Origin of the sequence: Amycolatopsis sp. NPDC047767 (assembly GCF_040704195.1) — a bacterium.
Taxonomy (GTDB): Bacteria; Actinomycetota; Actinomycetes; order Mycobacteriales; family Pseudonocardiaceae; genus Amycolatopsis.
This window is the reverse complement of sequence record NZ_JBEYSJ010000014.1, coordinates 13,338-26,148: the sequence shown is the minus strand read 5'-3', so window position 1 is coordinate 26,148 and position 12,811 is coordinate 13,338. Positions and strand designations below refer to the sequence as shown.

Below are 12,811 nucleotides of genomic sequence, written 5' to 3'. Positions count from 1 at the left end.
ACCGGCGACTCAGCCATGGTCCGTGGAAACCGAAAGCTCGCGCCAGCGGGAAAGTTCGTCGCGGACGAAGTCGAGTTTCGCTTCCACCCGGGCGACCGAGTCGGCGCCCAGCTGGAGGCGCAGGGGCGGCGAGGGAGAAGCCACGACGGAAACGATCGCGAGCGCCGCCTTGCGCGGGTCGCCCGGTTGCTCGTGGTTGCGGGAATCCGCCGCCGCGCGGGTCGCGCCGGCGGAGGCCGCGTAGTCGGCGATCTCGTCCTCGGCGCGGTGCAGGCTCGACGAGTCGAGGAAGTCGGTGCGGAAGAAGCCCGGCTCGACCACCGTCACGTGCACGCCGAGCGGCGCCAGTTCCCCGTGCAGCGCCTCGGAAAGCGCCTCGACGGCGAACTTCGTCGCCCCGTACACGCCCCAGCCCGGGCCGGTCGTGAAGCCGCCGACCGAACTGATGTTCACCACGTGCCCCGAACGCTGCCGCCGCAGCACGGGCAGCACCGCGCGCGTCACGGAGAGCAGACCGAACACGTTGGCGTCGAACACCGCGCGCACGGCCGCGTCCGACGCCTCCTCCACGGCGCCGAGCAGGCCGCGGCCGGCGTTGTTCACCAGCACGTCGATGCGCCCGAACCGATCCAAAGCCGCACCGACGGCCGCGGCCGCGGCAGCCTCGTCGGTCACGTCGAGCGCCACCGCCAGAACCGACGGATTGCCGGGAAACTCCTTCTCCACGGCCGACGCCTGGCGCGCGGTGGCCACGACCTGGTCACCGCGCTCCAGCGCCGCCCGCACGATCTCGAGGCCGAAACCCCGCGACGCGCCGGTGACGAACCAGACGCTCATCGAGAAGCCGCCTTGCTCAGCGCCGCGAACTCGTCGTCGGTCAGCTCGATCTCGGCCGCCGCCACGTTGTCCTCGAGGTGGCCGACGCTGGACGTGCCCGGGATCGGCAGCATCACCGGCGAACGCTTGAGCAGCCACGCCAGCGCGAGCTGCGAGGGCGACGCGCCGTGTTCCTTCGACACCTGCGAAAGCGGGCTGTCCGGACCCGCCAGCGAACCCGTGGCCAGCGGGAACCACGGGATGAACGCGATGCCCTCCTTCGCCACGTGGTCCAGCAGCGGCTCGGAGTACCGGTCGGCCAGGTTGAAGCGGTTCTGCACCGAGACGATCGTGGCCGTCTTCTGCGCCTCGACGAGATCCTCGACCGAGATCTCCGACAGGCCGATGTGCCGGATCTTGCCCTCCGACTGCAGCGTGGCGAGCTCCCCGACCTGGTCCGCGACGGGCACCTTCGGGTCGATGCGGTGCAGCTGCAGCAGGTCGATGCGCTCGAGGCCGAGGTGGCGCAGGTTCAGCTCCACCTGCTGGCGCAGGTACTCGGGCCGGCCGACGGGGGTCCACTGGTTCGGGCCCTGCCGGGTGAACCCGGCCTTGGTGGCGATCACCAGGTCGTCGGCGTACGGGTGCAGGGCTTCGCGGATGAGCAGGTCGGCCACGAACGGGCCGTACGAGTCGGCGGTGTCGATGAGGTTGACCCCGAGCTCGACGGCCCTGCGCAGCACGCGCACGGCCCCCTCCGGGTCACGAGACTCCCCCCACACGCCGGGGCCGGGCAGCTGCATCGCGCCGAACCCGAGCCGCACGACGGGCAGGTCCCCGCCGATCGCGAACGTGCCGGACGACTTCGCGGGCTGTGCTGACATGGAACGTTCTCCTTCAAAAGTGAACTGAACGTACAGTTCACTTTACGCCCGTTCCGGCGAGCCCGCCAACCTGACCCGGGTGCAGCACCCCGCGAAGCTGCCCCGGGCCAGGAGATCAGCTGTTCTTCGGGAAACCCAGGTTCACCCCGGCGTGCGAGGTGTCCGGCCAGCGCGAGGTGACCACCTTCGTGCGCGTGAAAAAGTGGAACCCCTCGGGCCCGTACGCGTGGGTGTCGCCGAAGAGCGAGTCCTTCCAGCCGCCGAACGAGTAGTAGCCGACGGGCACCGGGATGGGCACGTTCACGCCGACCATGCCCACCTCCACCTCGTTCTGGTAGCGCCGCGCGGCCGCGCCGTCGCCGGTGAAGATCGCGGTGCCGTTGCCGTAGGGGCTGGCGTTGACCAGGCCGAGCGCGTCGTCGAAGCTCGTCGCGCGCGCCACCGAGAGCACGGGGCCGAAGATCTCGTCGGTGTAGACCGACATCCCGGGTCCGACGCGGTCGAACAACGTCGGGCCGAGCCAGAAACCGTCGCCGGCGATCTCGATGCCGCGCCCGTCCACCACGAGCTCCGCGCCTTCGGCGACGCCGGCGTCCACATAGGACGTCACCCGCTGGTGGTGCGCCTTGGTCACCAGGGGACCCATCTCCGACTCCGGCTCGCGGCCGTCGCCGACGCGCAGCCGGGACATCCGCTCGGTGATCTTCGCCACCAGCTCGTCGCCGACCGGGTCGACGGCCACCACCACCGACACCGCCATGCACCGCTCCCCCGCGGACCCGAACCCGGCCGACACGGCGGCGTCGGCGGCGAGGTCGAGGTCGGCGTCGGGCAGCACGACCATGTGGTTCTTCGCCCCGCCGAGCGCCTGCACGCGCTTGCCGTGGCGGGTGCCCGTTTCGTAGACGTAGCGCGCGATCGGCGTGGAGCCGACGAACGAGATCGCCTTGACGTCCCGGTGTTCCAGCAACCCGTCGACGGCGGCCTTGTCGCCGTGCAGCACGTTGAGCGCGCCCGCGGGCAGCCCGGCCTCGGCGAGCAGCTCGGCGATGAACAGCGAGGCCGACGGGTCCTTCTCGCTCGGCTTGAGCACCACGGTGTTGCCGCACGCCAGCGCGTTGGGCACGAACCACAGCGGCACCATCGCGGGGAAGTTGAACGGCGAGATCACGCCGACCACCCCGAGCGGCTGCAGGATCGAGTACACGTCCACGCCGGTGGAGGCGTTCTCGCTGAAGCCGCCCTTGAGCAGCTGCGCGGCGCCGCACGCGTATTCGACGTTCTCGATCGCCCGGGCGATCTCGCCCGCCGCGTCGGACTCGACCTTGCCGTGCTCGCTCGTGATGATCTTCGCCAGCTCGTGCTTGCGCGCCGACAGCAGCTCGCGGAACGCGAACAGCACCCGCGTGCGCCCGGCCAGCGAGGTGCCACGCCAACCCGGCAACGCGGCGGCGGCAGCCGCCACCGCCTGGTCGACCTCGGCCTGGCCGGCGAAGTCCACCTTCGCCCGGACCTCGCCGGTCGCCGGGTCGTACACGTCGCCCGTGCGCCCGGCCACGCCGGTGTAGGGCTTGCCGTCGATCCAGTGGCTGATGCGGTCGGTCACAGCGTCGGCTCCTCGCTCGCGGGGCGCTTGTCTCCCCCGAGTCTCGGCTCGCGCGCCACGCGGACGCCATCGGCAACGTGTACGGAGTCCCGCGCCCGGCCGTACAGTCTGTGCCTGCCGGTGTGCGAAAGAGGGGCGAGAACCGGATGTACCCGACCGTGTCCGAGGTGCTCGCGCTGCCGGCCCTGCGCCAGGGCCGGCCGCACGTCGTCGCGGGCAGCGCCGGGCTCGACCGGCCGGTGCGCTGGGCGCACGTGGCCGAGGTCGCCGACATCGCCCACCTCCTGCGCGGCGGCGAGCTGGTGCTCACCACCGGCGTCGCGCTGCCGGACGACGGCCCGTCGCTCGCCCGCTACGTCGCCGACCTCGCCGAGGTGGGTGTGGCCGGCGTGGTGGTGGAGCTGGTCCGGCACTGGAGCGACCGCCTGCCGAACGCCCTGGTCGAGGCGGCCGAGCACCGCGGCCTGCCGCTGATCACGCTGTCGCGCGAGACCCGCTACGTCGCCGTGACCGAGGCCGTGAACGGGCTGATCGTCGACGCGCAGGTGGCCGAGCTGCGCGCGGCCGAGCGGGTGCACGAGACGTTCACCGCGCTCACCGTCGCGGGTGCGGAGCCCGGGGTGGTGCTCGGCGAGGTGACCCGGCTGACCGAACAGCCGGTGGTGCTGGAGACGCTGGCCCACGAGGTGCTCGCCTACGACGCGGCCGGTACGGACCCGGCCGAGCTGCTCACGGGCTGGCCGGCGCGCTCACGCGTGGTGCAGCTCGGCGAACGCACGGGTTACCACGCGAACGCGGGCTGGCTCGTGACCGTGGTCGGCGCCCGCGGCCACGACTGGGGCCGGCTCGTGCTCGTCTGCGCGGAGCCGCCGCCGCACCGTCACCGCGTGGTGGCCGAACGCGCGGCGTCGGCGCTGGCCGTGCACCGGCTGGTGGCCCGCGACTCCGACACACTGGAACGCCTGGCGCACCGGGCCGTGGTCACGGAGCTGCTGGCCTCGCCGGCGCCGTCGGCGGAACTGCTCGCGCGGGCCTCGGCACTGGCCGTGCCGCTGACCGGGCGGCGGCTGATCGGCTTGGCGGTGCGCCCGCGCATCACGGCGACCACGCGGCAGTCGCTGTCGACGCCGCTGCTGCTGCGGGAGCTGGCCGAGGCGACGGCGCTGGCGGCGCGGCGGGCGAAGGTCTCGGCGCTCGTGGCGACCGACGAGACGGGCGTGCGGGCCCTGCTCGCCCTTTCGCCGGAGGCGCACGCCGACGCCGTGCTGCAGCGGCTGGCCGCCGACATCCACGAAGCCCGCGCGAGCGCGCCCGCCGTGCTCGCCGTCGGCACGACCGTGACCGGGCCCGCCGAGGCCCGGCGGACGCTGGTCGAGGCCGCGCAGGTGGCCGCGGCCGCGTTGAGCGAAGAAACCGAACGGCCGCTGCACCGCCTTCGTGACGTCCGGCTGCGCGGGCTCCTGCACCTGCTGGCCGACGACGAGCGCGTGACGTCGTTCGCCGCGCGCGAGCTGGGGCCGCTGCTGCAGCGCGACGCCGCATCGGGCAGCCGGCTGGTGCAGGCGTTGCGGCACTACTGCGCCCACGGCGGCAACAAGTCGGCGGCGGCCGTCGCGGCCCACACCTCGCGCACGGCCTACTACCAGCAGCTCGCGCGGATCGAGCAGGTCCTCGGCGTGCGGCTGGAAGACCCGGAGTCGATGTTGTCGCTCTACGTCGCGCTCCTGGCCCACGACCTGACCAGTGGTCCCACCCTTTCGGGGGAGGAAAACTCACCCGGACGTGCAGCACAGTGATCAGCTTCCGGCAACCGATAGCCGAAGTATGGTGTTTTCTTCTTTCGCTCCGATCGCCGCGTGCGTGCTCGGCCTCAGTGGTGTGGCGGCTCCGCAGCTGCCCGCGTCCACCCTCCAGCTGAGCCTGCACGAGACGACGGGCCGTCTCAGCTCGGTTTCGCTCACCTGCGACCCGGCCGGCGGCAGCCACCCCAAGTCCGACGCGGCCTGTGCCACCCTCACGGGCGTCGACGGCGACATCGCCCACATCAAGCCGCGGCTGCAGCGCTGCACGATGATCTATTCCCCGGTCGACGCCGCCGCCTTCGGCACGTGGCACGGCAAGCCGGTCACGTTCCACGCCACGTTCTCCAACAAGTGCGCGGCCGACGCCCAGACCGCGGGAGTGTTCGGCTTCTAGCAGTGCCCCGGTGGCGGTAGCTCGACGTCGAGTGCCCTGGCCCGGCTGAGGTTCCAGCCGGGCCAGCTGTCGTCGTCCACCCCGTAACGCATCGGCCCGAGCACGCAGTCGGCGTCCGGCAGCCGTTCGGCGACCACGGGGAAGATGTCGGTGGAGAACCCGCGCAGGTAGGCCAGGTCGAGCGGTTTCCCGTGCTCCGCGCGGTCGAGGTTCGCGCCGGCGATGAGCGCCTCCGGGTTCGCGACGGCGAGCGCCAGCAACGCGCCGGCGGCCGTCGCGATGGCCGCGCGCGGCAGCCACGACGAGCGCAGGGTGACCAGCGCCGCCCCGACGAGCAGGAACACGCAGCCGAGCCAGAGCTCGCAGACCTCCACGAGCACTCGCAGCACGGTGAAGCCGTAGGCCTGCTGGTAGGTCCACATGCGACTCAACGCGGACACCACGAGCACGAGGCTCAGCGCCGCCAGGGCACCGAGCAGCACCCGCTGCCGCAGCCGTTCCGCGGCCGTCTCCCGCGGCGCCCAGCGCAACGCCAGCGCGATGATGCCCAACGTGAGCACCGTGCAAGCGCACAGCTGCCAGAAGCCGCCGCGCGCGTATTCGGCCGACGTGAGGCCACCGGTGCGCAGCACGTAGTCCCGGCCACCGAACAACTCCACGATCCGCACCACGACGTAGGCGCCGAACAGCACCACCAGCGTCCCGAGCGGGACCGTCCACAGGAGACTGTCACCCTGGGCTTTGCGGTCGCCGTCGGTCGCCCGGCGCGGTGGCGAGGCCAGCACGTAGTACGCCCCGGCCGTGCCGAACGCGCCGGCGCAGAACAGGAATCCCCACCGCACGGCCGAATCCAGGCGCAGGTCGGGCACGAGCGACCCGACGAAGTGGGCGAAGGTCGCGTCCGCGCTCGTCAGCAACGGCAGGAACACCGCCAGCACCGCCGCCGCCCCCAGCACGGCGCCGAGCACGCGACCGCGCTGCGTCCCGCGGCCCCGCAGCCCGCGCGCGACCCACGGGATCGCGTGGAACGCCTCCAGCGGCACGGCGAGCGCGTCGTAGAGCGCCGAGTTCACCGACCGCGGTCCCACCACCGCGAGCGATCCGGCCACGAGCGCGGCCACGACGCACAACCCGAACAGCCACTCCGACGCCCGCACCGCGCCGACCGCCACCAGCGCGAGCGCCAGCGCCGCCCACGCGACGCTCGCCCGCCGGGTCGTCTTCTCCTCGCGAGCCCGGCGATCCACGACCACGATCAGCGCCGTCACCACCAGCGCGGCCAGCAGCCACCCGATCCCGGGCCGGTCCAGCGGCACCAGCGTCGCGGTCACCACACCGGCGACCGCGACGGCCGGCAGCACCCCGGCCGCCATCGGCACCACCACCGACCTCGGTACGGGCCGCACCAGCACCGGCGTGAACGGCTCCGCGACGGCGACGCCGCCTTCGGTGGATGGGGCAGCCCCCTCGACTGTCCCACCCACCGCGTTCCCCGGCGGCACCGCGTGGGCCGGCCTCGGTTTTTCCTCGGTCACGAAACAGCCTCCCTGTTCGCATTAGCAAATCATGAAGCGCGGCAGCTCCCCACCCGGGAAGCGCCAGGAAGATCAGGCCGGCAACGTCACGCGGATCCGGCACCCCGGCGCCACGCCGGGCACGACGTCGGCCGGGGGTTCGACCACGGCGATGGTCCCGCCGTGCAGCTCCACCACCCAGCGCGCGATGGCCAGGCCGAGCCCGGTCCCTCCGCCACCGGCGCGTTCGCCGCGGGTGAAGCGTTCGAAGACGCGGTCGCGGTCGGCGGCGGGGATGCCGGGGCCTTCGTCACGGACCTCGATGCGGGTCTCCCCCGCGGCCACGACCGCGCGGACCTCCACCGAGCCACCGGCGGGACCGTGCCGAGCGGCGTTCTCCAGCAGGTTCACCACGACCTGGTAGAGCCGCTCGCGATCCGCCCGCACACACGCGCCCGGCGGCGACACCGACACGTCGAAGCGCACACCGCGCCCCGCCGCCGCGGCCATCGCCTCCGCCTCGGCGGCGACCTCGGCCAGCAGCTCCTCCAGGTCCACCCGCGAAAGGTCCAGCGACAGCGTCCCGGCGTCGATGCGCGAGAGGTCCAGCAGCTCGGTGACGAGCCGGCCCAGCCGTTCGCTCTGGTGCAGGGCCGTGCGCAGCGTCGCGGTGTCGGGCGACGAAACGCCGTCCACCAGGTTCTCCAGCACGCCGCTCAACGCGGTGATGGGCGTGCGCAGCTCGTGCGAGACGTTCGCGATCAGCTCGCGCCGCTGCTGGTCGGCGGTCGCGAGGTCGGCGGCCATCTGGTTGAACGCCTGAGCCAGCGAACCGACCTCGTCGCGGGCCGTCGCGCGGATGCGGCGCGTGTAGTCGCCCTTCGCCATCGCCCGGGCCGCCGCCGTCATCTCCCGCAGCGGCCGGGTCATGCCGTGGGCCAGGATCTGCGACGTGACCAGGGCGATGAGCATGGCCGTGATCGTGGTCGCGGGCGGCAGCCAGCCGATGCGGGACCAGAAGAAGAGAAACGCGATCGCCCCCGCGGCCAGCATGAGGATCGCCAGCTTCAGCTTGATCGACCGGATCGGGTCGAGCGGCCGCGGCAGGAAGTCGACGGCCTTCGACAGCAGCGCCTTCACGCCGGCACCTCCAACGCGTAGCCCACCCCGTGCACGGTGCGGATGAGATCCGCGCCGAGCTTGCGCCGCAACGCCTTGATGTGGCTGTCGACCGCGCGGGTGCCGGCGCCGCCCGCCGGCACGTCCCAGTCCCACACCTCGCTGAGCAGCCGTTCACGCGGCTGGACCGCTCGCGGCCGGCGCGCGAAGTGCACCAGCAGGTCGAACTCGATGGGCGTGAGCTGCGCGGGCACGCCGCCACGGGCCACCCGGCGCTGGTCGATGTCGATCTCCAGGTCGCCCAGCACGATCCGTTCCGGGGCCGTGGCCTGCGCCGACCGTTCGACCCGCCGGAGCAGGGCGCTCACGCGGGCGCTGAGCACGCGCATCGAAAACGGCTTGGTCAGGTAGTCGTCGGCCCCCACGCCGAGGCCCACGAGCAGGTCGGTCTCGTCGGCCCGCGCGGTGAGCATGAGCACCGGCACCGGCCGCCGCGCCTGGATCCGGCGGCACACCTCGAGCCCGTCGAACCCCGGCAGCATCACGTCGAGCACCACGAGGTCGGGGCCGAACTCGGCTTCGCCCGCCACCGCGGCCGGACCGTCGTGGGCCACGTCCACGGTGAACCCCTCGGCCCGCAGCCGGGCCGCGATCGACGCGGCGATCGTGAGGTCGTCCTCGACGACCAGCACCCGCCGTCCCCCTTTGTCCATGTCGCTGACTCTAGGGAACCGGCGTGGAGGCCATCCGGGTGAGCTGTGGAGATCTTGTGGAGAACTGCCGTCGTGTTTCGTTCACTTTGCGCAGAAGATACCGGCAGATTGTGACGCAGGTCATGCACTGCCGGGCGGCGAAGCGCAATCGACAGTCTGCGCCGAGCGCACGCGAAGAGTGAACAGTCTGCCTCTGCCACCCGCCCTCGACAGGCGCGCAGGATTCCGCAATGGAGCCGACGACACGCGAACACGCCGACGGCCGCGTGGAACTCGCCGATGTGCGGTCCCTCGCGGGCAGCCGGTTCTTCAACGAGGAACTGGCCCCCGTCCCGGTCGCCAAACGCACCTGGACCACGTACAACTACTTCGCGCTCTGGATGGGGATGGCGCACAACATCCCCAGCTACGCCCTGGCCGCGTCGCTCATCGCGCTCGGCATGAACTGGGTCCAGGCGCTCATCACGATCACCATCGGCAACATCGTGGTGCTCGCGCCGATGCTGCTCAACAGCCACGCCGGCACGAAGTACGGCATCCCGTTCCCGGTGTTCGCCCGCGCGTTCTACGGCCTGCGCGGCGCCAACCTGGCCGCACTGCTGCGCGCGTTCATCGCGTGCGGCTGGTTCGGCATCCAGACGTGGGTGGGCGGCGAGGCGATCTACGTGATCGTCGGGCGCCTCGCCGGCTCCGGCTGGCGCGACTCGACGGTGGTGTGGGGCCAGCACTGGACGCTGTGGCTGAGCTTCGCCGTGTTCTGGATCGTGCAGATGCTGATCATCTGGCGCGGCATGGACGCGGTGCGCAAGTTCGAGAACTGGACGGCGCCGCTCGTGTCCGTCGGGTTCCTCATCATGCTCGGCTACGTGCTCGTGAAGGCCGGCGGTCTCGGCCCGATCCTCGAAGACGGCGGCAAGCTCGGCTGGGGCCCGGACTTCTGGAAGGTGTTCGCGCCGTCGCTGATGGCGATGATCGCGTTCTGGTCCACGCTCTCGCTGAACATGCCGGACTTCACGCGCTTCGGCGGCAGCCAGCGCAAGCAGGTGCGCGGGCAGATCCTCGGCCTGCCGACCACGATGACGTTCATCGCGATCGTCGCGATCCTCACGACGTCGGGCGGCCACGTGCTCTACGGCGAGGACATCTGGGACCCCGCGCAGCTCGCGGACCGCTTCTCCAGTCCGATCGTGGTGGTCGTGGCGCTGGCCGCGCTGGTGTTCGCGACGATCTCGGCGAACCTGGCGGCCAACGTCGTGAGCCCGTCCTACGACTTCTCCAATGCCTTCCCGAAGCGCATCACCTTCGCGATCGGCGGCCTGATCACGGGCATCCTCGGCGTCGCGATCCAGCCGTGGCGGCTCTACTCCGACCCGAGCATCTACATCTTCGCGTGGCTCGGGTTCTACGGCGGCCTGCTCGGCGCCGTCGCCGGCGTGCTGGTGGCCGGCTACTGGGCGGTCAACCGGACGCGGCTTCGTTTGCGCGATCTCTACACGCCCGATGGGGTGTACTGGTTCCGCGGGGGCTGGAACTGGCGCGCCCTCGTCGCGACGCTGGTGGGGGCAGTGCTCGCCGTCGGCGGAGCCTACGGCGGCCCCTTCCCCGCGGACGGTCTCATCCCGTTCCTCAAACCGCTCTACGACTACAACTGGGTGATCGGCTTCGCCGGCGCGTTCGTCGTGTACTGGCTGCTCGCCCTGCCCGTGAAGAAGGAGGAGACAAGTGAGCGACCTGGTTCGAGCCGGATTGATCCAGCAGCGGTGGACGGGTGACAAGGACTCGATGATCGCCAACGCCGTCGACGCCATCGGCAAGGCGGCCTCGCAGGGAGCCCAGGTCGTCTGCCTGCAGGAGCTGTTCTACGGCCCGTACTTCTGCCAGATCCAGGACGCCGACTACTACTCCTACACCGAGGGCATCCCCGACGGCCCGACCACGAAGCTCATGCAGGAGGTGGCCGAGCGCCACGGCGTGGTGCTGGTGGTGCCGATGTACGAGCAGGAGCAGCCGGGCGTCTACTACAACACCGCGGCGGTGATCGACGCGGACGGCAAGTACCTGGGCAAGCACCGCAAGAACCACATCCCGCAGGTGAAGGGGTTCTGGGAGAAGTTCTACTTCCGGCCCGGCAACCTCGGCTACCCGGTGTTCGACACGGCGGTGGGCCGCATCGGCGTCTACATCTGCTACGAGCGCCACTTCCCCGAGGGCTGGCGCGCGCTGGGCCTGGCGGGGGCGAAGATCGTGTTCAACCCGTCGGCGACCAGCCGCGGCCTGTCGGAGTACCTGTGGCGCCTGGAGCAGCCGGCGGCCGCGGTGGCGAACGAGTACTACGTGGGCACGATCAACCGCGTCGGCGTGGAACCTTTGGGCGACAACGACTTCTACGGCCAGTCGTACTTCGCGGACCCGCGCGGGCAGCTCGTGGGCGACGCCGCGTCGGACACCGAGGAGGAGATCGTGGTACGCGACCTCGACATGGGCCGGCTCGCCGAGGTGCGCGACCTGTGGGCGTTCTACCGCGACCGCCGCCCGGACAGCTACGGACCCCTGACGGAGGCCTGATGAGCACGCTCCTGATCCAGGGTGGCCAGGTCGTCTCACCGTCCGGTGCGGTGCTCGCCGACGTGCTGGTGGACGGCGAGCGCATCGCCGCCGTCGCCGCACCCGGCGTGCTCGGGCGACTCGGTGCCGACGAGACCATCGACGCCACCGGAAAGTATGTGCTGCCCGGCGGGATCGACGCGCACACGCACATGGAGATGCCGTTCGGCGGCACGCATTCCGTGGACACGTTCGAGACGGGCACCACCGCGGCGGCCTGGGGCGGGACGACCACGATCATCGACTTCGCCGTGCAGGCCAAGGGCACGTCGTTGCAGTCCACCCTGGACAAGTGGCACTCGAAGGCCGACGGCAACTGCGCGATCGACTACGGGTTCCACATGATCATGTCGGACGTGAACGATTCCACGCTCAAGGAAATGCAGTCCTGTGTGGACGCGGGCGTCGGTTCGTTCAAGATGTTCATGGCCTACCCGGGCGTGTTCTACTCGACCGACGGCGAGATCCTGCTGGCGATGCAGCAGGCGCGTGAGATCGGCGCGACGATCATGATGCACGCGGAGAACGGCATCGCGATCGACCAGCTGGCCGCGCAGGCCGTGGCGGCCGGCCGGGTGGACCCGGTGCAGCACGGCCTCACGCGGCCGCCCGAGCTGGAAGGCGAGGCGACTTCGCGGGCCATCACGCTCGCGGCCGTGACGGGCGCGCCGCTCTACATCGTGCACCTCTCGGCGGCGCAAGCGCTTGCGGCGGTGGCGGAGGCGCGCGAGGCCGGGCAGAACGTGTTCGCGGAGACGTGCCCGCAGTACCTCTACCTGTCCATCGAGGACCTCGCCCGGCCGGGGTTCGAGGGTGCGAAGTTCGTCGCGTCGCCGCCGTTGCGGGAGAAGTCGCACCAGGCCGACCTGTGGCGGGGGCTGCGGACCAACGACCTGTCGGTGGTCTCGACGGACCACTGCCCGTTCTGCTTCAAGGACCAGAAGGAGCTCGGCCGCGACGACTTCCGCGCGATCCCCAACGGGATGCCGGGCGTCGAGCACCGGATGGACCTGCTGCACCAGGGCGTGGTCGCGGGTGAGATCACGCTGGGCCGCTGGGTCGAGACGTGCTCGGCGACGCCGGCGCGGATGTTCGGGCTGTATCCGCGCAAGGGCGTGATCGCGGCCGGGTCGGACGCGGACATCGTGATCTACGATCCCGCGGCGACGCAGACGTTGTCGGCTTCGACGCACCACATGAACGTGGATTACTCGGCGTATGAAGGCTTCGAGCTGACCGGGAAGGTCCACACTGTCCTGTCGCGAGGCCGGGTCGTGGTGTCTCCTTCCGGCTTCAGCGGTTCGGCCGGGCACGGGAAGTTCCTGTCGCGTGGACTCAACCAGTACCTGAATTGAGGGG

Annotated in this window: 11 protein-coding genes; 5 read left to right on the top strand and 6 right to left on the bottom strand. The window is 71.3% G+C overall.

Annotated elements, in window-relative coordinates; all coding sequences use genetic code 11:
* Nucleotides 1-9: 9 nt before the first annotated feature.
* The 3 genes from AB0878_RS24530 to AB0878_RS24520 all read right to left on the bottom strand — a co-directional run bounded on the left by AB0878_RS24530 (nucleotide 10) and on the right by AB0878_RS24520 (nucleotide 3,306).
* Nucleotides 10-837 (bottom strand): oxidoreductase, encoded by an 828-nt coding sequence (locus tag AB0878_RS24530; RefSeq protein ID WP_366582574.1) that lies wholly within the window; start codon nucleotides 835-837, stop codon nucleotides 10-12.
* A complete protein-coding gene (locus tag AB0878_RS24525) occupies nucleotides 834-1,700 on the bottom strand; it encodes an aldo/keto reductase (protein WP_366582573.1) in 867 nt (288 codons plus the stop codon). The genes AB0878_RS24530 and AB0878_RS24525 overlap by 4 nt, the downstream gene beginning before the upstream one ends.
* A gap of 115 nt (nucleotides 1,701-1,815) precedes the next feature.
* A complete protein-coding gene (locus AB0878_RS24520) occupies nucleotides 1,816-3,306 on the bottom strand; it encodes a CoA-acylating methylmalonate-semialdehyde dehydrogenase (protein ID WP_366582572.1) in 1,491 nt (496 codons plus the stop codon).
* Nucleotides 3,307-3,452: 146 nt separating this feature from the next.
* Here AB0878_RS24520 and AB0878_RS24515 point away from each other — a divergent pair, with 146 nt between their 5' ends.
* Both AB0878_RS24515 and AB0878_RS24510 read left to right on the top strand, forming a co-directional pair.
* Complete coding sequence (locus AB0878_RS24515; protein WP_366582571.1) at nucleotides 3,453-5,102, top strand: PucR family transcriptional regulator ligand-binding domain-containing protein; 1,650 nt, start codon at nucleotides 3,453-3,455, stop codon at nucleotides 5,100-5,102.
* Between the two features lie 28 nt (nucleotides 5,103-5,130).
* Nucleotides 5,131-5,502 (top strand): SSI family serine proteinase inhibitor, encoded by a 372-nt coding sequence (locus AB0878_RS24510; protein WP_364066719.1) that lies wholly within the window; start codon nucleotides 5,131-5,133, stop codon nucleotides 5,500-5,502.
* Here AB0878_RS24510 and AB0878_RS24505 read toward each other — a convergent pair.
* The 3 genes from AB0878_RS24505 to AB0878_RS24495 all read right to left on the bottom strand — a co-directional run bounded on the left by AB0878_RS24505 (nucleotide 5,499) and on the right by AB0878_RS24495 (nucleotide 8,848).
* On the bottom strand, nucleotides 5,499-7,037 hold the full coding sequence (locus AB0878_RS24505) for a DUF4173 domain-containing protein (protein WP_366582570.1): 1,539 nt from the start codon (nucleotides 7,035-7,037) through the stop codon (nucleotides 5,499-5,501). The two genes, AB0878_RS24510 and AB0878_RS24505, sit on opposite strands and share 4 nt — an antisense overlap.
* 72 nt (nucleotides 7,038-7,109) lie before the next feature.
* The gene (locus AB0878_RS24500; protein WP_366582569.1) at nucleotides 7,110-8,156 is read right to left on the bottom strand and encodes a HAMP domain-containing sensor histidine kinase; all 1,047 of its coding nucleotides are present in this window, start codon (nucleotides 8,154-8,156) and stop codon (nucleotides 7,110-7,112) included.
* Entirely contained in the window at nucleotides 8,153-8,848 is a 696-nt protein-coding gene (locus tag AB0878_RS24495; RefSeq protein WP_366582568.1) for a response regulator transcription factor, read from the bottom strand. Before AB0878_RS24495 ends, AB0878_RS24500 begins: the two co-directional genes overlap by 4 nt.
* A 230-nt stretch (nucleotides 8,849-9,078) precedes the next feature.
* On the opposite strand from AB0878_RS24495, the gene AB0878_RS24490 reads away from it, so the two are divergent.
* From AB0878_RS24490 to hydA, 3 genes are read left to right on the top strand one after another with little or no spacing between them, the layout of a single operon-like run.
* Nucleotides 9,079-10,620, top strand: a complete 1,542-nt coding sequence (locus AB0878_RS24490; protein ID WP_366582567.1) for an NCS1 family nucleobase:cation symporter-1 — start codon at nucleotides 9,079-9,081, stop codon at nucleotides 10,618-10,620.
* Nucleotides 10,571-11,413, top strand: a complete 843-nt coding sequence (locus AB0878_RS24485) for a nitrilase-related carbon-nitrogen hydrolase (RefSeq protein ID WP_364066729.1) — start codon at nucleotides 10,571-10,573, stop codon at nucleotides 11,411-11,413. Before AB0878_RS24490 ends, AB0878_RS24485 begins: the two co-directional genes overlap by 50 nt.
* Entirely contained in the window at nucleotides 11,413-12,807 is a 1,395-nt protein-coding gene (gene hydA, locus AB0878_RS24480) for a dihydropyrimidinase (RefSeq protein ID WP_366582566.1), read from the top strand. Before AB0878_RS24485 ends, hydA begins: the two co-directional genes overlap by 1 nt.
* The last annotated feature ends 4 nt before the right edge of the window (nucleotides 12,808-12,811 follow it).

Bases quoted from the DNA above. Each gene is read 5' to 3' on its own strand.
- AB0878_RS24530 (WP_366582574.1), bottom strand. From the start codon at position 837: ATGAGCGTCTGGTTCGTCACCGGCGCGTCGCGGGGTTTCGGCCTCGAG.
- AB0878_RS24525 (WP_366582573.1), bottom strand. From the start codon at position 1,700: ATGTCAGCACAGCCCGCGAAGTCGTCCGGCACGTTCGCGATCGGCGGG.
- AB0878_RS24515 (WP_366582571.1), top strand. From the start codon at position 3,453: ATGTACCCGACCGTGTCCGAGGTGCTCGCGCTGCCGGCCCTGCGCCAG.
- AB0878_RS24510 (WP_364066719.1), top strand. From the start codon at position 5,131: ATGGTGTTTTCTTCTTTCGCTCCGATCGCCGCGTGCGTGCTCGGCCTC.
- AB0878_RS24495 (WP_366582568.1), bottom strand. From the start codon at position 8,848: ATGGACAAAGGGGGACGGCGGGTGCTGGTCGTCGAGGACGACCTCACG.
- AB0878_RS24490 (WP_366582567.1), top strand. From the start codon at position 9,079: ATGGAGCCGACGACACGCGAACACGCCGACGGCCGCGTGGAACTCGCC.
- hydA (WP_366582566.1), top strand. From the start codon at position 11,413: ATGAGCACGCTCCTGATCCAGGGTGGCCAGGTCGTCTCACCGTCCGGT.